This is a genomic window from Furfurilactobacillus sp. W61-4, assembly GCF_057545565.1.
This window is the reverse complement of sequence record NZ_BAAJNZ010000001.1, coordinates 267603-286489: the sequence shown is the minus strand read 5'-3', so window position 1 is coordinate 286489 and position 18887 is coordinate 267603. Positions and strand designations below refer to the sequence as shown.

The 18887-nt window shown below is 44.6% G+C and carries 19 protein-coding genes; 3 read left to right on the top strand and 16 right to left on the bottom strand.

The features are described from left to right. Positions 1-114 precede the first annotated feature (114 nt). From dprA to AC27FN_RS01395, 7 genes are all read right to left on the bottom strand, one after another. Positions 115-1002: a DNA-processing protein DprA gene (gene dprA, locus AC27FN_RS01425; RefSeq protein WP_487166248.1), complete on the bottom strand. Its 888-nt coding sequence runs from the start codon at positions 1000-1002 to the stop codon at positions 115-117. A gap of 151 nt (positions 1003-1153) precedes the next feature. After that, positions 1154-1942, bottom strand: a complete 789-nt coding sequence (locus AC27FN_RS01420; RefSeq protein ID WP_487166247.1) for a ribonuclease HII — start codon at positions 1940-1942, stop codon at positions 1154-1156. After that, positions 1935-2807 (bottom strand): ribosome biogenesis GTPase YlqF, encoded by an 873-nt coding sequence (gene ylqF, locus AC27FN_RS01415; protein WP_487166246.1) that lies wholly within the window; start codon positions 2805-2807, stop codon positions 1935-1937. The genes AC27FN_RS01420 and ylqF overlap by 8 nt, the downstream gene beginning before the upstream one ends. Positions 2808-2828: 21 nt before the next feature. Continuing rightward, positions 2829-3050, bottom strand: coding sequence for a YozE family protein (locus AC27FN_RS01410; RefSeq protein WP_487166245.1), 222 nt, complete (start codon positions 3048-3050; stop codon positions 2829-2831). 26 nt (positions 3051-3076) lie between these two features. After that, positions 3077-3712, bottom strand: a complete 636-nt coding sequence (locus AC27FN_RS01405; protein ID WP_487166244.1) for a YpmS family protein — start codon at positions 3710-3712, stop codon at positions 3077-3079. A 19-nt stretch (positions 3713-3731) separates the two neighbouring features. Next, positions 3732-4679 carry an SGNH/GDSL hydrolase family protein gene (locus AC27FN_RS01400; protein ID WP_487166243.1) on the bottom strand — a complete coding sequence of 316 codons (948 nt, stop codon included), beginning with the start codon at positions 4677-4679 and terminating at the stop codon, positions 3732-3734. Positions 4680-4797: 118 nt separating this feature from the next. After that, positions 4798-5640 (bottom strand): DegV family protein, encoded by an 843-nt coding sequence (locus AC27FN_RS01395; protein ID WP_487166242.1) that lies wholly within the window; start codon positions 5638-5640, stop codon positions 4798-4800. Positions 5641-5828: 188 nt separating this feature from the next. Between AC27FN_RS01395 and trhA the strand changes: the two genes are divergently transcribed. After that, complete coding sequence (gene trhA / locus AC27FN_RS01390) at positions 5829-6473, top strand: PAQR family membrane homeostasis protein TrhA (protein WP_487166241.1); 645 nt, start codon at positions 5829-5831, stop codon at positions 6471-6473. 70 nt (positions 6474-6543) lie between these two features. Here trhA and AC27FN_RS01385 read toward each other — a convergent pair whose 3' ends face one another. From AC27FN_RS01385 to AC27FN_RS01370, 4 genes are read right to left on the bottom strand one after another with little or no spacing between them, the layout of a single operon-like run. Next, positions 6544-7035: a dihydrofolate reductase gene (locus AC27FN_RS01385; RefSeq protein ID WP_487166240.1), complete on the bottom strand. Its 492-nt coding sequence runs from the start codon at positions 7033-7035 to the stop codon at positions 6544-6546. Between the two features lie 17 nt (positions 7036-7052). Continuing rightward, positions 7053-8003, bottom strand: coding sequence for a thymidylate synthase (locus AC27FN_RS01380; protein ID WP_487166239.1), 951 nt, complete (start codon positions 8001-8003; stop codon positions 7053-7055). A 56-nt stretch (positions 8004-8059) separates the two neighbouring features. After that, positions 8060-9958: an ABC-F family ATP-binding cassette domain-containing protein gene (locus AC27FN_RS01375; protein ID WP_487166238.1), complete on the bottom strand. Its 1899-nt coding sequence runs from the start codon at positions 9956-9958 to the stop codon at positions 8060-8062. Positions 9959-9980: 22 nt separating this feature from the next. Beyond that, positions 9981-11207 carry a CCA tRNA nucleotidyltransferase gene (locus AC27FN_RS01370; RefSeq protein ID WP_487166237.1) on the bottom strand — a complete coding sequence of 409 codons (1227 nt, stop codon included), beginning with the start codon at positions 11205-11207 and terminating at the stop codon, positions 9981-9983. A gap of 189 nt (positions 11208-11396) precedes the next feature. On the opposite strand from AC27FN_RS01370, the gene AC27FN_RS01365 reads away from it, so the two are divergent. Next, entirely contained in the window at positions 11397-12275 is an 879-nt protein-coding gene (locus AC27FN_RS01365) for a YitT family protein (protein ID WP_487166236.1), read from the top strand. 39 nt (positions 12276-12314) lie between these two features. Further along, positions 12315-13163, top strand: a complete 849-nt coding sequence (locus AC27FN_RS01360) for a site-specific integrase (RefSeq protein WP_487166235.1) — start codon at positions 12315-12317, stop codon at positions 13161-13163. Between the two features lie 193 nt (positions 13164-13356). Here AC27FN_RS01360 and AC27FN_RS01355 read toward each other — a convergent pair whose 3' ends face one another. The 5 genes from AC27FN_RS01355 to cmk form a co-directional block, all read right to left on the bottom strand. Continuing rightward, positions 13357-14637, bottom strand: a complete 1281-nt coding sequence (locus tag AC27FN_RS01355; RefSeq protein WP_487166234.1) for a tetratricopeptide repeat protein — start codon at positions 14635-14637, stop codon at positions 13357-13359. Positions 14638-14821: 184 nt separating this feature from the next. After that, complete coding sequence (locus tag AC27FN_RS01350; protein ID WP_407882341.1) at positions 14822-15097, bottom strand: HU family DNA-binding protein; 276 nt, start codon at positions 15095-15097, stop codon at positions 14822-14824. 238 nt (positions 15098-15335) lie between these two features. After that, on the bottom strand, positions 15336-16646 hold the full coding sequence (der, locus tag AC27FN_RS01345; RefSeq protein WP_487166233.1) for a ribosome biogenesis GTPase Der: 1311 nt from the start codon (positions 16644-16646) through the stop codon (positions 15336-15338). A 179-nt stretch (positions 16647-16825) separates the two neighbouring features. Beyond that, entirely contained in the window at positions 16826-18019 is a 1194-nt protein-coding gene (gene rpsA, locus AC27FN_RS01340; RefSeq protein WP_487166232.1) for a 30S ribosomal protein S1, read from the bottom strand. Between the two features lie 73 nt (positions 18020-18092). After that, positions 18093-18788 (bottom strand): (d)CMP kinase, encoded by a 696-nt coding sequence (gene cmk / locus AC27FN_RS01335; protein WP_487166231.1) that lies wholly within the window; start codon positions 18786-18788, stop codon positions 18093-18095. Positions 18789-18887: the final 99 nt, after the last annotated feature.

Below are 18887 nucleotides of genomic sequence, written 5' to 3'. Positions count from 1 at the left end.
TGTCAAGAATTTCAGCAGGAGTCAAGCTAAATTTCAGGTTATAACATGCCATAGTTTTACAAAATAAGTCAAAAATTTTCTTCTATATAAATGGCAGAGTTGCTTCATCGTCATTCACTCATCACGTAACTCATCCATTAGTTCAGTGGCCGTTGTAATCGGGGTAGCGCCAGCGGCAATCAATGCGTTACAACCTTGTGAGAGCGGGTCGATGATGCGACCCGGAACGGCTAATACATTGCGATTTTCTTGCAACGCAATGTTGGCGGTAATCAGACTGCCTGAATGTTGTGCGGCCTCCGTTACCAACACAGTTTGGGATAGCCCAGCAATGATTCGATTACGCTCTGGAAAACGAAATCTAGCTGGCGGTGTGCCAAGTGGATATTCACTGATCACCAGGTGCCTGGTCATCAATTCGGCTTGGAGTGATTGATGGGCAGCTGGATAAGTCACGTCTAGACCTGTACCGATTACGGCGACTGTGGTGGCCTTATATTGAATCGCCAACTGATGACTAAAGGCGTCAACCCCCGCTGCTAAACCAGAAATAATTGGCGGAGGTGATTGCTTTGTTAACAGCGGTGGCAGTAGCTTTTTCAATGCCAATCGTGAATAAGCAGTTGCCTTTCGAGCCCCCACTACGGCTAGCCCAGCATGAGTCGTTAGTTGCCAATTCCCACGACTAAATAAAACCAACGGTGCTGCATAAAGTTCGCGTAAAAAGGGTGGATAATCAGCATCCAAAATTGTTGTAACCTTGCTGGTTGCTTGATTAATCTCAATTTGCTTAGCCAGTTTAACTGATTGCCAATGGATCTGGGCTTGACGAAAATCATCCGTTGACCAATCTAGAACTTCCGCAACCCGCGTCAATGTTAGCTGTTCATTGATATGCGAACGTAAGTAGGTCCACAATCGGTGCTGCTTGGCCAAACCGGTTCTGGGTAACAAATGAAATTTAACGAGAAAAGCACGATTTGAAGCAAATAAATCGTTCATTATTTTCGGATCACCAACTTTTAAATTCAGACGATTGCTGTACCAAAACATACGTTAAATCGCCGTAAAAAAATCAAAAAAACGCCGCTAAGGCTGATCCTTCGTGCCATGCACCTGTGGTCAGTCTTAGCAGCATTTTTATTTACATTGGTTATCGTAATGCTTTGGCAACAGGACTAAAAGAACGTCGATGAATTGGCGTTACACCAAGCTCATCGATCGCCTGTAAATGCGCTTTAGTCCCATAACCATCATTTTGTTGGAAATGATAACCGGGATAAACACGATCATATAAAGACATCAAATGATCCCGATAAACTTTAGCCACGATGCTAGCCGCGCCAATACTGACGGAACGAGCATCACCTTTAATCAACTTTTCTTGGGGGATCGAGACATCAATCTGCATCGCATCAATCAATAATTGATCCGGCGTCTGTGTTAATGCCAACACCGCATCCCGCATGGCAACGCGCGTGGCTTGATAAATGTTTAACTCGTCAATTTTTTTTGGTGAAGCGACGCCAATACCAACTTGCAAACACTGCGCTAAAATCTGTGGATATAGTATTTCGCGGGTTGCTGCCGATAATTGTTTGGAGTCGTTGACAGCAGTTAAATTAAAATCAGCCGGTAATTCGATCGCACACGTCACCACTGGCCCAGCCAATGGTCCACGGCCAACCTCGTCAATGCCCACGACATGTTGGCGACCTTTAGACCAAGCCTGTCGTTCTAAGGACCAATGGTGTTCGAACTGCGCTTGAACTTGAACCGCTAATTCTAGCCGGTGCTTGGTGGTCGTTATATAATGTTGAACGCCTTCACGAGGATCTTGGTTTAGTTCCACCAACCGTGGATCATCCAGCGCCGTGATCTGGTCAAGTTGTGCTTTGATTTGAGCGATTGTCTGGCGTTTATCATTAGGTGCGTCACTCATCGTCTGGGGCTCCCTGTGTCATCATTGGTACGGTATCAAACGTAAACCGGCCAATTTTCCCTTTTCGCAAATCAAAAATCAGTCGTTCGCTACCACGATCATAATCATCTTTAAACCCTAGACGACGGGTGATGGCGAGCAAAATATCAACATTTGTCGCCTCAAGTTCCGGGGCGCTTAAATGATATCGGTCAGTTAAACGAGCCAACTGCCCTTGAGCGCGCATGAATTCAATTGCCATTAGTGCAATGTCATCCTTAGCAAATAATGCATCCTTAATTGCTCCAGTTAAGGCCAACTTCTGACCCACTTTTGGGTCTTCAAATTTCGGCCACAAAATTCCGGGCGTGTCCAACAGTTGCAAGTCATTACCCGCCTTTAGCCATTGCTGCTTTTTGGTCACCCCGGGACGGTCGCCGGTGATCGCCACTTTTTTATTGACTAGCCGATTTAACAACGTGGACTTACCAACATTGGGGATGCCAGCAACCACGGCCCGAATGACCTGTGATTGGATTCCCTTTTCGGCAGCACGAGCTTGCTGAGCTTTCAAAACTTGTCGAGCCGCTTTAGTCAGTTCACCAACTAGTTTGCGATCGTTAACATCAACGGCAATCGCTGGCTGCTGATGTTCACGATAATAACGTAACCAAGCCGCTGTCTGTCGGTGATCGGCCAAATCACTTTTTTCTAAAATTAATAAGCGAGGTTTATTGGCCACAATCTCGTCTAGTTCTGGATTTCTAGAAGATTCTGGTATCCGGGCATCGACTAATTCAAACACGATATCGATGACTTTTAAATTTTCTCGTAGTTGTCGAAGGGCTTTGGCCATATGACCAGGAAACCATTGAATCTGCGCCATCACAGCACCTACTTTCATTCTTTACATTTCTGACTCTAAGTATTGATGCCACGCATCGTCAAACACATCCATGCTTGGCAAATAATTACCATTTAATTCAAGATATCGTGATAAATCATCAAAATTCGTGGCTTGTTTGGGAAACGCTTGATCCAAAAACGCATTGTTGGCGAATTGGGCCACCGGATCATAGCTAGATGGATTTCGTTGTGTCATCAGGAACTGATAAAAGCTACGTCGCATGAAAACTCCCTTCATGAAAAAATTGGTTATTTAACCTCTTTATTAAAAGCCGCTTGTGGAATACCCGCTTTAAAGATATACGTGCCACTGTTAACATCCAATGTCTCGGCGCGAACTGATAGTGATCGTTTCGGGCCGATTTTGCCTAAATCAAGATTGACCGTATTAGTTTTGGCATCAGCCGTGACGCCCTTAGGAAACTGATAGTGGCGGGCCACAAAGGTCATCACAAAATGAACGGGTAACGGCAAACGTCCGATTGCCATTCGAGTGGCATGTAACTTGATGTTACCACCCTTTGTGACAGTTGGATCCATGATTAATCCATACGTCAGATTAGCCCCTAAGAATTTGGTTTTCCCGTATAACATCGCATGTTTGTTAATAACAAACCGATAGTTGTATTTGTTATTTTTAGTGTGGTTAATGTAATAATCGGCCAACGCATTCACCTGCTTGGTATTCAACTGTACCTGAAATGTTGCGTTGGATTGCTGGACTGGTTGCGTGACTTCCGCTGGTTGAGGAATTGGGGCCGTTGCTTCAAAACCCACCCATAAACCAACGATGATCACCAATCCCGCTAGAATCAAAGTTGCTGTGCGCCAACCGTTGTGTGAACGCGCTTTTTTTGGTGACGCTTGTTGACTTCTTTGTGCCACGTGAGGACTCTCCTTTGTTTTATGGGCGCCATTGTCGATGTTGTTGCATTGTTTTATACAAAACATTGGTCATTTGCGTATAACCGCTGTAATTTGGGTGAAAATGATCCGCTGGCGACAAATATTTATTTAACTCGCCATCTGGATTCGTCATCAGCGATTTTTCAATCGTTTGACCATCAACCCCATTCTTGTTAACTTGCGCATCCTTGCTGGCCAAGGCGGCACGCTTTGCAACCGTATCAAATTGTCCGTAAGACAAGCGTTGGTTGATATCCATAAAATACAACCGCGCAAACGGCTTACCGACTGCTTTTGTCGTTTGATTGAATTCATTGATATAGATATTGAGTTGTGGCACATTCGCAAAGTAAACGTATACCGGATTGTAAATACTAAACAAAAATATCGGCGCAGTTGGATTTAACGAGCGAACCTGCGTCAACAGACTGGTCAATTTAGCGGCATAAGTTCGCTGTGTATTAGCAACCGCAGTATTCATCTTTGCGATGCTTGTCGAGCCATCAGCTGTCGCTGCTTGAAACCCTTGCATCAAATCGTTACCGCCCACCGTCATCACAATCGCATCAGCCGCTTTTAGTTTCTTTTGCATTGCACTGGAAGCCGTTAAACGGGCCTGGATTTGATCTGACCGATCACCAGCCTTGCCGTAGTTACTGGTCGTCACTGTTAGATGATCTTTTTTAATGAGTTGTTGCTTAATTTGCCCAACATAACCACCTTGTTTGCGTTGATCGCCAACCCCTTGGGTTAATGAATCGCCTAAAGCAACTAAATGAACTGATTTAGCCTTAGCCGGTCGTTTCCGCATTTTTTTCACAGGTGTGGGGCGAGTCTGGGCGTTAATCGAAACTTGGCTACTCTGAAATAGCCACCAAGTTGCTAACCCCGCCACCGCCGTTGCAACAACTAGCAAAGTAGCAATTAAGATTTTAAACCGTTTCATATATTCCCTCCCGCCGGCGGCTATTTTAAAAAAGGTTAAGCCCCGACCGCTAGTGATTCACGATCTCGCTCAACCCCTTGAATCATGTTAAGTTTGTTGGTATCTAAGTTTATGCCGGTTAATCGGTATAATACATTAACGCAAAGGCCCCTTGACCAGCATGGGTTGAAATAATTGAGGCCGTCTGGCGAACCACAATTGGTACGTCTGGAAAAAGTTGTCGAACATGCTCGGCAATCTGATTAGCCGTATCCGGTGCGCCCGCATGAGAAATGCCGACGCTGGCGACATGGTCAGCTGCCTGCATATCGGCATACGCTTCGTTTAAAAATTTAGTGATCGTTTTCATACCGCGACCTTTTGTCGTTACTTCGATTTGGCCTTTGATAACTTCCAAACCAACTTTGATATTTAATAGGTTAGACACCAGCCCAACGGCCCGACTGATGCGACCACCGGCCACCAAATTATCCAACTTAATGACGCCCATAAATAGCCGTGAATGATCACGAACCTTAATCGTTTCCGCAACGACATCATCCAGACTGGCACCAGTAGCCGCTAATTTGGCCGCGGCTAGCACCTGAAAGGCTAACCCGCGATCCGTTGTTTGTGAGTCGATCACGGTTACGTTACTACTAGAAAGCTGGGCGGCTTGCCGAGCTGCCTCCACAGTACCAGAAATAGATGCCATCATATTAATACTCAGAACCGGTGACCCATCTGCTCCCAATTGATCAAAGACTTCCACGAAACGACCTAATGGCGGTTGACTCGTTTTGGGTAATGCTTTGGCAGCAACCATTTTCGTCATAAACGCTTCATTAGTAATCGTCTCCCGTTCTACATAAACGGTCCCATCGATCATGACTGAGAGTGGGATGATCGCGATATTATACTGGCTGATTTCCGCTTCAGTTAATCCCGCTGAAGAATCAGTAACGATTTTTACATTCGGCATAACAATTAATCCCACGCTTTCTCCCTGTAATCTTCACTATGTTCCATGCCGTGCTACAATGAAAATTACGAAACAATTAGTACGATCAGTATACCAAATTTTCTGATACTTTTCAGACTTCTCACGTTTTATGCGTTATCTTTGATATTTCACAAGAAAATGAAACTCACGAATTTTGGAGGCAACTCATGGAGCACCCTGTACGCTCGCGGACTTATGAAATCGTAAACGAAATTTTTAACGCGATCACTCACGGAATTGGTTTTGGCTTAGCTATCGCCGGCCTCGTTATTTTGGTTGTTCACGCCGTCCATACCGGATCGTCCTTACGCGTGACAACTTTTGCCATTTATGGCAGTATTCTGGTCTTATTCTACCTGGCCTCAACTCTGTTTCACGCCCTAATTTTTACCCGTGCCAAACATCTTTTTCAAATTTTCGATCATAGTGCAATCTACCTACTCATCGCTGGCACTTATACGCCCTATTGTCTGCTGGTAATTGGCGGTGTTAAAGGTTGTTGGATTCTCAGTGCCATTGTCCTGATGGCGATCTGTGGCGTCATCTATAAAGCACTGTGGTTAGGACGCTATAACGTTATCTCAACCGTCATTTACGTGATCATGGGCTGGATGTGCGTCCTCGCTTTTCCCCAACTCTATCACGGCCTAGGACCTACTGGTTTTTGGCTATTAGTCAGTGGCGGTGTGGCCTTTACCGTTGGTGCTGTCATTTATAGTTTTCAACGAATTCCGTTCGGCCATGTGATCTGGCACCTATTCGTGATGTTGGGAACCATTTTAATGTACTTCTCTGTTTTGTTATATGCATAATCGCAAACGTCCGCATCAATGTATAAATGACATTGGCGCGGACGTTTGCGATTATTGATTCAGATTCAGCTTAAAATTCAACGCGTTCATAAGTTTCAAACCGATACGGCCAAGCGTTCTGATCGTCCGCTGGATGGACGTCCACATTGGTTAAATGCCAATGGTTAACCTCAATCAGCGGCATTTTGGTATCACCATTGAAGGACGCACCAATACGGGTCACGAGTAAGCGATCTGCTTGTGGCATCAGCTCTTGGTATAAGCGGACACCGCCGATAACATACAACTGCTCTTCGCGATGCTGCTGCAAGTATTGCTTCAACATAGCTAAGTCACGCATCAACAGCACACCGGCTGGTTCTGGCAACGTTGCTGAAAGCACAACGTTGGTTCGTTTAGGCAGTGGTTGACCAATTGATAAAAAGGTTTGTTTGCCCATAATCACAGTCTGCCCAATTGTTTGCTGGCGGAAAAATCGAGCGTCGGCCGGCAGGTGCCAAGGCAACTTGCCCTGATTACCAATCACGTGATTTTCATCTTCGGCCCAAATTAACGTTAACATTGCGCCGCCTCCTTACTTTAAACAGCGACGGGAGCTTTGATCGCTGGTAATGGCTCATAATTTTCAACTTTAATATCCTTCATGTCGTAATCGAAAATACTCTCTTTATCGTCGTTAAGCCACAAGGTTGGCGCTGCCTTAGGCGTGCGGGACAACTGTTCAGCCACTTGGTTCATATGGTTCAAATAAATATGAGCGTCGCCTAATGTATGCACAAACTCGCCGACCGCCAAATGACATTCTTTGGCAATCATCGAGGTCAATAATGCATAACTAGCGATATTAAATGGCACACCCAAGAAAATATCTCCCGACCGTTGATACAGTTGACAAGATAACTTGCCATCCGCAACATAAAATTGGAACAAGGTGTGACACGGTGGCAAGGCCATGGTGGGTACATCTTCAGGGTTCCACGCTGAAACAATTAGCCGACGCGAATCTGGATGGGTTTTGATCATTTCAATCACATCACCAAGTTGATCAATCGTCTGCCCCGTCGATGTCTTCCATTTACGCCATTGTGATCCATAAACCAAGCCAAGTTCACCAAAACGGGCTGCAAAATCATCATCAGTCAAAATTAAATCATCAAAACGTTTCTTTTCTAACTGATAAGCGTTGTTAAAATCTGGATCTGACTGGCTGCGTCGGCCAAAATCCGTCATATCCGGCCCCTGATAGACATCGCTATCGATATATCGTTGAAACGCCCACTCATCCCAAATATGGTTCTTATGCTCGAGCAGATAACGAATATTTGTATCTCCGTGTAAGAACCACAGTAGTTCGCTTTTAATGAGGCCGAAGGGAACTTTTTTAGTCGTTAGCAAGGGAAAACCTTCGTTCAGATCAAAACGCATCTGATAACCAAACGTGGATCTGGTTCCCGTGCCGGTACGATCTGTCTTCACATTTCCGTGCTCATAGACATACCGCTCTAGTTGTAAATAGGCATCTTCTAGCATTACGTGGCTCCCTTTCGTCTTCATCCATCAGTAACTAACAGTAACTAACTTAGTTGCTAAACAAACTGACTCAAATACTCCCATCGTTCCATTGCGGTGGTCAAATCAGCATCCACTGTTTCGAACTGTCGCTGCAGATCCGCTAATTTGCCATAATTTGAACCATTTTCCGTCATGGCTTGATTAATCACTGTTTTCTGTTGCTCCAACGCATCAATTTTAGCCTCAATTCCCGCCCATTCTTGCTGTTCTTTATACGTAAGTTTGTGTTTTTCAGGTGCGGGCGACGGTACCTCAGATTCACGTTGATCGCTATGAACGATCGTTGCAGATGCCGACCGCTGCGTTTGGACCTGGGATTGCTGCCGAGCTAAATAATCAGTAAAGCGCCCATTAAACCGTTCAATTTGACCTTGACCATCAAAAATCAACAGCTGATCGGCTACTTTGTCTAAAAAGTAACGATCATGGGACACCGTGATAACCGTACCGGCAAAGTGACTTAAATAATCTTCTAAGACAGTTAAAGTCCCAATATCCAAATCATTGGTTGGCTCATCTAAAAATAACACATTTGGCTGACTCATGAGTAATTTAAGTAAGTATAATCGGCGCTTCTCACCACCTGATAATTTACGAATCAGCGTTCCATGCATGAATCGAGGAAATAAGAATTGTTCCAACAAGTTAGTTGTACTAATTTCGTTACCATCAGCATCGCGAACCGTTTCAGCGACTTCATTAAGATAATTAATCACGCGCTTGTCGCCAGGAATCGGTTCCGTTTGCTGGGTATAATAGGCTAATTTGACGGTCTCACCAATGGTGACCGTGCCACTATCCAATGGCAATCTGTGAGCCAACACGTTTAACAATGACGTCTTCCCAGCACCATTTTTACCGGTGATCCCAATTCGATCGCGAGCTTGAATGAGCAGATTAAAATCGTTTAAAATTTGGTGCTGTCCAAGGGTCAAATTGGCATGTTCCACGTTAATGACTTTTTTACCTAATCGTTGTTGACCCAAATTAATATCGACATCATCATCAGTCTGAACCGTGTGTAGGTTTTCTTTCAGCTCGTTAAAATGGTTCACGCGGGCTTGTTGTTTTGTCCCTCGCGCTTGTGGTGAGGTCCGCATCCACGCCAATTCTTTTTTATAAAGCTGTGTTTGCTTGCGATCCGCGTCTAACTCATGAGCCACCCGATCGGCTTTTTGCGCGACAAAGGCCTGGTAATTCCCTTCGTATTCATACAGTTGACCAAATGATAACTCAAAGATCCGCGTAGCCACGGCATCTAAGAAATAACGATCATGGGTGACGACGAGCACTGCACCACGATAACTAGCTAAATATTTTTGTAGCCAATCAATCGAATCAAAATCTAAATGATTTGTTGGTTCATCCAACAACAATAGATCTGGCGCCTGAATCAACACTTGCGCTAAGCCGACCCGTTTGCGTTGACCACCGGACAATGTGGCCACTGGCTGGTGCAAATCAGTAATATGCAATTGACTTAAAATTGTCTTCACGTTACTTTCAGCAAGCCAAGCATCCTCTTGATTCATCTTGGCTTCTGCCTGCGTGTACCGATTTAACGCGGCGTCATCATTGGGTTGCGCACTAAAATCAGCCAGTGCCCGTTCGTAAGCTCTAATTGTGGCAAAAACTGGTTGCGCTCCGGCAAAGACGGCATCCAAAACTGACAATTGATCATCTAGTTCAGGCACTTGCTTCAAGTAACTAATCCGATAATCATTTGGCGTGTCAATCTGGCCAGCGTCTTGCGGATCAATGCCGGCCAGCGTATTTAGGAGCGAGGTTTTGCCACTCCCATTAGTTCCAATAAGACCAATTCGATCTGTCTCACCGATTAAAAAGGAAACTTGGTTAAATAAGGTCTTTTCACCATAAATTCTTGTTAAATCCTCTGCTCGTAAAGTTTGCATTGCTTCCTTATCACCTGCTATTTCATTTTGATGCGCTAGCGGATTTTTGTTGATCGATAATCCATGCCACTAGAGCCGCGTGCTCATTTTCCACTTCGCCTGCTAGCACCGTATCGACTAGTTGATCAAGGGTCTGACCAATTGCCGGGCCGGGTGCCATGTTTAGTTCAGCAATTAGATCTTTCCCTGTTATGGCCAATTCACGAGTATTTCGAATCGGTAATTTATCATAGGCGTCAAGCCATTGATTAGGGTCTTTGGGACCATAACCACTATGGCGGGCAACGTTGGTCCCAGCTCGGATAGTTTCAGGGTCCAGTTCAAATAGCAATCGCGATTTCACCCGATGATACTGTTGCGCATACGTTAGATGTAATGCCATCACGACTGCTTTTATAATGTGATTAGCCGTCTTCCAAACTTGTAAAAATTCGACCGTATCTTGATAGGAAAGGCCCAAATGCAAGGCGACCATGGTCCAAACTTCGACTTCATCATTCATCGCCAATTGTGGCAAGGTAGCAATCGTTGATAAATCAATCGTATGACCAATAAAGCCCGGGCAATAATCCGCCAATTTAGTTTGAATCATCAAACTAAGGCCTTGTTGAGCAGCCGGACCAATCATCATTTTGACAAATTCTTCATGAATCCGTTCAACCGCAATTTTGCTTAATAAGGGCGCGTGGTCTTTAATTGCGGTTAAGGTTTGGGGTTCAATCGTAAAGTTCAGCTGACTGGCAAAACGCACCGCCCGCATCATCCGTAGCGCATCTTCCCCAAAGCGGGCTTCTGGATCACCAACCGCCCGAATAATTTTAGCCGAGAGGTCATCTAGACCGTGAAATAAGTCTACGACCGTTCCATCTTGCTTTAAGGCCAAGGCATTAATCGTAAAATCGCGGCGCTGCAAATCATCAGCTAATTGCCGAACAAACGTGACTTCATCAGGCCGTCGATAATCTTGATAACCAGATTCGGTTCGAAAGGTGGTTGTTTCGTAACCATTGCCATGGTCCAAAACCATGACTGTCCCATGCTCAATTCCCGTATCAACGGTTCGTTTAAATAAGGCTTTAACCTCTTGTGGATAAGCACTCGTGGCGATATCGACATCATGGATTGGTTTGCCTAAAATCGTATCACGCACCGATCCACCCACGAAATAGGCTTCATACCCTGCCGACTCTAATTTAGCTAAAATTGGCTGAGCGGTTTTAAATTCTTCCGGTAGTTGTGCCAGACGCATACCATGACCTCCTGTATATTTGTTCATCCTGACTTTGGACTCACTAATTTAGTAATTTTTTTCGATAATCGCATCATGCTTCTGTCATATCTTAGCAGAAATTCTCTACGCTGACACTATGGTCAATCTTTTGTTAGTCTGCTATCTTTAGTGTTAATTAAACTGGCAAGCGCTAGATTGGGGACCCTTATGCGACAAGATGAATCAATGCGACTCCGAGATTTTTTGTTTATTGCCGTTGGCGCGGCCATGTATGCGTTTGGCTTAGTGTACGTTAACATTGTTAATCGCTTAGCTGATGGCGGTGTCGCCGGCATTTCCTTGATTTTACGGGCATTATTGCAATGGAATCCGGCCTATACCACATTTGCGATCAACATTCCCCTCTTATTAATTGGGTGGCGCCTATTAGGTCGCCGTTCATTTATTTACACCGTTTTTGGGATTATGATGCTGTCTGTTTGGCTATGGGTTTGGCAGCGAATCCCACTCAGCATCAATATTCATCATGATTTATTCATTGCTGGGGTATTAGCTGGTATCACCGGTGGTTTCGGTTGTGGCCTTGTGTATCGATCTGGGGGCACACTTGGGGGAACCGATATCATTGCGCGAATTTTTGAAAAACAAAATGGTGTGCCAATGGGTCGTAGTTTGTTGGTTCAAGACGTAATCGTCCTAGTCGCCTCACTAGTATACATCGACATTGTTCATATGATGTATACCCTGCTGTGCGCCTTTGTCTTTACTCAAATCGTTAACTTTACTTTATCTGGCGCATACGCTGCTAGGGCAATCATGATTTTAAGTGATAAAAACGAAGCCATCGCTGCAGCTATCATTGAAGAACTTCAACGCGGAGTCACGACCCTGGATGCTCAAGGTGCCTTCACTAACAAACCACGCAAAATGATCTACTGTGTCATTAGCCCACGAGAAGTTCAGACGATGCGACGAATTGTTGATCGGATTGATGATCACGCCTTCATGTCGATTCTACCGGTAGAACAGAATTTAGGCGAAGGCTTCTCTTTCAAAGTTGTTAAACGGCGCTCATTTTTAGACTAAGCTATATAAAAATCTGATCGGATCGGAAAGGAATTTTTTATGTCAACGGCTGACTATCCCTATCAACGAGAATTTGAAGCGGCCCTTGCTCGTCAACCACTAGCGCCAGCCACAATTGCGCAATACCGGGCCGATCTTACCGCTTTTTTCGATGATTTAAACCATACTAATGCTGGCTTTGCTGCCGATCCACAACTAGCCAACATCTTTGATCGCGACATCACCACTTATTTAGAACGCCGCTTGGCTAATCAAACAATGGCGCCAAATACCTATAACAAGACGCTATCACATCTCAATAAATACTTCAGTTATGCCTTCAGCCACCATCTGACACCAGAATTGCCTACGCTAACCCTGCACAGCCGTCCATTAGCCAAACCGATTACTTTAACCATGACTTGGTTAGATGAGCTAGGTGAGTTAGTCGAGGACGGTCAATTACACTTTTATACGCGCTTTAGCCTAGTTTTACTGAGTAAAGGCTTTACAGCCAGTGAATTCTTACAGCCTGGCTTTGAACATACGATTGCTTCCCTAGATTGGCTACCATTTGAACGACAATTTTATCGAGCCTTTCGCCATTTCATTGCGCCTTTGCAGATCAAACAACAGTCAGAGGGCTTATTTCTTAAGCAACGCTTGGATTTAGCTAACCCGCGGCTCACTCTACCAGCCCTACACAAATATTTGCAACAGGATGAATCTCGTGCTGGGTTTCCCTTAGCACCACGCATGCTGCACCAAGCTTATGTTCTTCATTATCTAACGACGCATCGCCAGACAAGTGATCAAGACCTCATGCAAACGTTACGCCTCACCGCCAATGCCTTGAACTATTACCAACGATTGTTAACGCAGCTAATCGACGACGACGTCTTAAAGTAACTTGTTTATCCGATCAAAGTAAAAATAAAAATTGGCGTTTGTTTCTGTGCACCACGTCGCATGGTCAAAACGTGTGACAAACATCTACAAGCTGTGCCTAGCATAAAATGGAGCACCTTCCAAAGGGATGGAAGATGCTCCATTTTTCGCTAGTGCTCGCGCTCAATTCAGTGTTATATCCCACTCGCTTAGTCTAATAGCCCTGATCTTCATAGTTCTCAAGTTCAGCAGCCATTTCTTCGTCGTCTGGTTGTAACTTCAAGTAATTGCGTAAAAGGTCAACAGCTGTATCAATATCCCCCTGTGCACGATAGAAATAAAAGGCTGGCTTTAAAAAGTCAGTATTGGTCTCAAAGTATGGTCGTGCCGCATCATAATAGGTTTGCGCCTGATCAGGCTCCTCCAAACGCGTATATGAAACAGCTAAGTTCCAGTATACCTGGGGGTCCACTTGATCATTTTGGACGTATTGAGAGGCCAAATCAACATTGGCCACATCCTGTTGTTGCTGGACGTATAAGTTACTCAATTGCAACATGAGCGTTTGGTTATCAGGATCTAAAGCTAACCCACGTTTGAAATAATCTTCAGCCGCCGCTTCATCCTGCAAGCGCAATGCAAGATTGGCTGCTTGTCCATACAAGTCCTGATTGTACTCATCGACAGCTAGCCCTTGCTGAGCAACCTTGTAGGCCTCTTCTAGACGATTTTCATCTGTCAATGCCTGCGCCAAAAATGGATATAACGAAGCGTATGATGGATCTTCTTCCTGCAATTGACCAAATGTCTCAATTGCCTTGGCATTTTCTTTTAATTGCGTATAAACAAAGCCTAGCTGGAAACGGACATCCGGTGTTAAATCTCCCTGATGGATTTGTTCAAGATAACCAACCGCTTGTTCAAACTTACCCGCATTCGCATAAGCCACTCCGATTCGGGACACTAAATCAACATCTTCCATTTTAGGGATCCCACGTTTAATTAAATCGAGATAGTAAGTAATTGCCTTTTGGTATTCGCGCATCATGAAATAAAATTCACCTAACGCAAACAGAACCACCGTCTCATCAGGTGCCAACTGCCGAGCCGTCAGCAATTTCTGTTCACTAACTTCGAATAATTCTTCGGATTGATAAAGATCAGCCGCAACCAACAAACTTTGCAAGTAAGCTGGCGAGCTCGGACTAATGGCATTTAAGTAATCAGTAGCGGCATCCAGGTCATCTTCATCGATGGCAATATCGGCCAAACTTGTCCGTAACTCATCCTCGTTGGGATACTGCTTTAATAAATTTTCGTAAATCCGTTGGGCCTTTTTGTTAAAGCCAAGCCCGTATAATTGTTCAGCTAAATTATATAACGTGTTGTCGTCATCTTTACGCAGTGCCCAAGCATAAAGTTTATTAGCCTCATCTAACTGGCCACTTTGTAAAGCGTCTAACATCTGTTCAGAATAACTATTTGCTTCACTCATCTTTAGCCTCCATCACGATTGACACATTAGTGTACGCCATTTTATCGAAAGTTACCAGTCAGGTTACCCTGATGTCAAAGCAAGAATCCCAGCAAATCAATCCAGATTATTGGATCCCAATGATCCCGTAAATCAGCCCGTAAAAAAAGACTCGGTTGCCCGAGTCTCATCCGTCAGTAATAAATTACTTAACGGCATCCTTCAAAGCTTTACCTGGCTTGAATGCAGGTACTTTGCTTGCAGGAATTTCAATTTCTTGCCCAGTTTGTGGGTTACGGCCCTTACGAGCAGCGCGTGAGCGTACTTCGAAGTTACCGAAACCGATCAATTGAACTTTGTCGCCTTTGGCTAAGCTCTTTTGAACTGAAGCGAAGACTGCATCAACTGCAGCAGTTGCGTCCTTCTTGGTTAAACCAGTTGCTGCTGCAACATCGTTAACTAATTGTGCCTTGTTTGCCATGTGAGATTTCACCTCCGGATTTGGGCTTAGACGTTTAAATATGTAAACATCTAGTTGCCATCTCTGAGTGGTCCAGAAATGGCGAAACAATAACGGAAACCCGCATCATTTCACCATTCAATTTACCACACGGGCTCTAATTGAACAAGCAAAAAAGGGCATTTTTCCCTGTTAAATCAATGTTTCAGAGCATTTTTATAGAGAAAGTTGTTCTCAAGCCATCGATTGACTTATACAACTATTTTCTTTGCCGGGCAATTAAGTGAATTGGCGTCCCCGTAAAGTCAAAAGCTTGGCGAATTTGGTTCTCTAAAAACCGCTCATATGAAAAGTGTAATAGCTCTGGATCATTAACAAAAAGGACAAAGGTCGGTGGCTTGATGGCCACTTGAGTGACGTAATAGACACGTAAACGTCGGCCATTACTTGTTGGCGTTGGGGTTGTTGCAATAGCATCTGTGATCACATCATTTAATGTTGAAGACTGAATGCGTTTGCGGTGATTTTCGTCAACTTGTTTAATTAGTGCAGGCAAACGATCCAATCGTTGATGAGTTTTTGCCGAAACAAAGACGATCGGAGCATAATCAAGATACTGGAATTCTTCGCGAATGGTCGCTTCAAAATTCGCCATCGTATGATTATCTTTGGTCAACGTATCCCACTTATTGACCACGATAATAATGGCGCGCCCCGCTTCATGAGCATAACCTGCCACATGTTTATCTTGTTCACGAATGCCTTCTTCAGCATTCAAGACGACTAACACCACATCGCTTTTATCAATGGCGCTCATTGCGCGCATCACGGAATAACGTTCGGTGTTTTCGTACACCTTCCCGCGTTTACGCAATCCAGCTGTATCGACCATGGTGAATTCATCCCCATCTGCAGCCGTAAAGCGGGTATTAATCGCATCTCTGGTGGTCCCTGAAACATCCGACACGATGACTCGCTCTTCGCCCAACAACGCATTGACAATAGAAGACTTGCCAACATTGGGCCGTCCAATTAGGCTGAAACGAATCGTGTCATCATCCTCATTTTCAGCATCTTCAGGAAATTCTTTCACGACAGCATCTAGCAGATCCCCTAAACCGGTGCCATGAGCACCAGAAATTGGGTAAGGGTCCCCAAATCCAAGTGTATAGAAATCGTAAATCTGTTGACGTTGTTCAGGATTATCGGCCTTGTTAACCGCCAATAAAACCGGCTTATCGGCCCGATATAAAATTCGCGCCACTTGTTCATCTTCGTCAGTAACGCCTTCTGGAGCGCTAGTAAGAAAGACAATCACATCCGCCTCGTCAATTGCAATCTCAGCTTGTTCAGTAATTTGAACCGAAAATGGTTGATCCGAGAGATCGATTCCTCCCGTATCAATTAAGTTAAAATGATGTCCCAGCCATTCTGCTGAAGCATAAATTCGATCGCGTGTCACACCTGGTGTATCTTCAACGATCGAAATCCGATCGCCAACTAACCGATTGAAAATGGTCGATTTGCCGACGTTTGGCCGGCCAACAATCGCCACTGTTGGATTTGACATCTCGTCCCTCCTTTAACCTTATTTTTTCACTAACCCGCTTAAACCTCGTCTCAGTGTACGCAATCCAATCCGAATGCGCAACATTCACCTCGAGATTTTGTCCACACTTATGGAAGTTTACGCGCGGATGGGCATAAAAAAATCCCCGGAGACGGGGATTTTCGTAAAGCATGTTCGACTTATTTGTTTAAATCGTCGCCTGTCAAGTCGCCGATGGTAAACCCACCGTCATCATTACCCGTGTAATTTTGAACATCAGAACGTGAAGCGGCTTGGTCGTCTTCATCTTGTTCCGTTTCAACTTGTGGCTTTTCTTCTAAGGCCTTGATGGATAAGCCAAGACGTTGTTGTTCAGGATCAACGTTCAATACCTTCACCTGAACGGCTTGACCAACCTTCAAAACATCGTTAGGTGTTGCGATGTGCTCATGAGAAATTTGTGAAATGTGAACCAAACCTTCAACACCTGGGAAGACCTCGACAAAGGCGCCAAAGTCCGTCAACCGACGAACAGTACCATCCAAGACGGCGCCAACTGGAGCCTTGTCTTCAATCTCATCCCATGGGCCAGGTTGCGTTTGTTTCAAGGAAAGTGAAATCCGTTGACGATCAGCGTCAACATTTAAAACCTTCACGTTGATCTTTTCGCCAACTTTAAGCACATCGCTTGGTTTGTTTACATGTTCATAAGAAATTTCTGAAACATGGACTAACCCATCGACGCCACCCAAATCAACGAAAGCCCCAAAGTCTGTCATTCTGGCAACGGTACCTTCGATCACATCACCTGCAACCAAGGTTTCAAATAAATGAGCCCGCTTAGCTTTGTTTTCAGCTTCGACAATTGCACGGTGAGAAAGAATTAAACGATTCTCACTTGGTTCAATTTCAATAATCTTGAAAGTTAACGTCTGACCCTTAAATTGGTTCAGGTCTTCTACGTAGTGATCTGAAACCATTGAAGCAGGAACGAAACCACGGACACCAGCGTCAACGACTAACCCACCTTTAACGACTTGCGTAACTGTCGCATCGAGGGTGTCACCACTCTGGTATTCTTTTTCAATGGCATCCCAGGCCTTACGTGCTTCAAGACGACGTTGAGAAAGTAAATAACTGCCGCCCTCTTTGTCGTTACCAATTCGGGAAATAACGACAAGATCCAATACATCACCAACATTTAATGAATCTGCATTTGTTGTTAATTCTTTAACTGGAACCACACCTTCAACCCCAGTGTCGCCAATGCCGACAATCGCTTGTCGGTCGTCGTCAATGGCCAAAATTTCACCCTTAACGACATCGCCAATGTTAACTTGGCCCGCGTTATTTAACGCATCCAATAATTCTTTGTTGTCTTCGCTTTCGCTCATCAAAAAATCCTCCTAGTGACAATATCTATTTAACATGATAATCGAAAAGCCATTGAAATACCAGTAAATAAGCCTAACCTTGACGATTTAAATATTTATCAACCAAATCAACGATTTTATCGACGACCTGATCCACAGTCAAGCTCGTTGTATCGAGTAAACTTGCATCTTTTGCTCGGGTTAATGGTGAACTTGTCCGATGAGAATCTTTGTAATCTCGAGCAGCAATTTCTTGCTCTAGCGTTGCTAAAGCAACCGCGATGCCCTTTGCTTGGTTTTCTTTAAATCGACGACGGGCGCGCTCAGCGACACTTGCTTCCAAAAATATTTTAACCTGGGCATTTGGCAAAACCGTTGTCCCAATATCGCGGCCATCCATCACGATGCCACCAGCCGCCGCAATCTGTTGCATCTGCTCTGTTAAAGCGGCTCTAACGGCTGGCAGAGCGGCTACCGTTGAGACATTGTTGGTCACGTCTTCTTCACGGATTGCCCGGGTGACGTCGGTTTCCCCTGCGAACACGCGTTGATCAGGTTGACCAGGCATAAATCGAATCGGCGTTTTCGCGACTGTCCTCATAACGGCTGTCTCATCATTTAGATCAAGACCAGCTTGTAACGCTGCCCATGTAATGGCCCGGTACATGGCCCCGGTGTCTAAATACACATAGTCAAAATGTTTAGCGACCAACTTTGCAACCGTGCTCTTTCCTGCTGACGCTGGCCCGTCAATTGCCACCTGCACCCCAGAATTTTCTGAAACACCCATCTCTTCACTCCTCAGTTAGTTCATATCACTAAGTTTAGTTTGAACTGTTTTATTATAGCTAAAAACCACAATAAAAACGCCGAGAATTGATAGAAATTA

Bases quoted from the DNA above. Each gene is read 5' to 3' on its own strand.
- AC27FN_RS01370 (WP_487166237.1), bottom strand. From the start codon at position 11,207: ATGCGTCTGGCACAACTACCGGAAGAATTTAAAACCGCTCAGCCAATT.
- cmk (WP_487166231.1), bottom strand. From the start codon at position 18,788: ATGGGTGTTTCAGAAAATTCTGGGGTGCAGGTGGCAATTGACGGGCCA.
- AC27FN_RS01385 (WP_487166240.1), bottom strand. From the start codon at position 7,035: ATGTTAACGTTAATTTGGGCCGAAGATGAAAATCACGTGATTGGTAAT.
- trhA (WP_487166241.1), top strand. From the start codon at position 5,829: ATGGAGCACCCTGTACGCTCGCGGACTTATGAAATCGTAAACGAAATT.
- AC27FN_RS01410 (WP_487166245.1), bottom strand. From the start codon at position 3,050: ATGCGACGTAGCTTTTATCAGTTCCTGATGACACAACGAAATCCATCT.
- AC27FN_RS01420 (WP_487166247.1), bottom strand. From the start codon at position 1,942: ATGAGTGACGCACCTAATGATAAACGCCAGACAATCGCTCAAATCAAA.
- AC27FN_RS01395 (WP_487166242.1), bottom strand. From the start codon at position 5,640: ATGCCGAATGTAAAAATCGTTACTGATTCTTCAGCGGGATTAACTGAA.
- dprA (WP_487166248.1), bottom strand. From the start codon at position 1,002: ATGAACGATTTATTTGCTTCAAATCGTGCTTTTCTCGTTAAATTTCAT.
- ylqF (WP_487166246.1), bottom strand. From the start codon at position 2,807: ATGGCGCAGATTCAATGGTTTCCTGGTCATATGGCCAAAGCCCTTCGA.
- AC27FN_RS01375 (WP_487166238.1), bottom strand. From the start codon at position 9,958: ATGCAAACTTTACGAGCAGAGGATTTAACAAGAATTTATGGTGAAAAG.
- AC27FN_RS01360 (WP_487166235.1), top strand. From the start codon at position 12,315: ATGTCAACGGCTGACTATCCCTATCAACGAGAATTTGAAGCGGCCCTT.
- AC27FN_RS01380 (WP_487166239.1), bottom strand. From the start codon at position 8,003: ATGCTAGAAGATGCCTATTTACAACTAGAGCGGTATGTCTATGAGCAC.
- der (WP_487166233.1), bottom strand. From the start codon at position 16,646: ATGTCAAATCCAACAGTGGCGATTGTTGGCCGGCCAAACGTCGGCAAA.
- AC27FN_RS01355 (WP_487166234.1), bottom strand. From the start codon at position 14,637: ATGAGTGAAGCAAATAGTTATTCTGAACAGATGTTAGACGCTTTACAA.
- AC27FN_RS01365 (WP_487166236.1), top strand. From the start codon at position 11,397: ATGCGACAAGATGAATCAATGCGACTCCGAGATTTTTTGTTTATTGCC.
- AC27FN_RS01350 (WP_407882341.1), bottom strand. From the start codon at position 15,097: ATGGCAAACAAGGCACAATTAGTTAACGATGTTGCAGCAGCAACTGGT.
- rpsA (WP_487166232.1), bottom strand. From the start codon at position 18,019: ATGAGCGAAAGCGAAGACAACAAAGAATTATTGGATGCGTTAAATAAC.
- AC27FN_RS01400 (WP_487166243.1), bottom strand. From the start codon at position 4,679: ATGAAACGGTTTAAAATCTTAATTGCTACTTTGCTAGTTGTTGCAACG.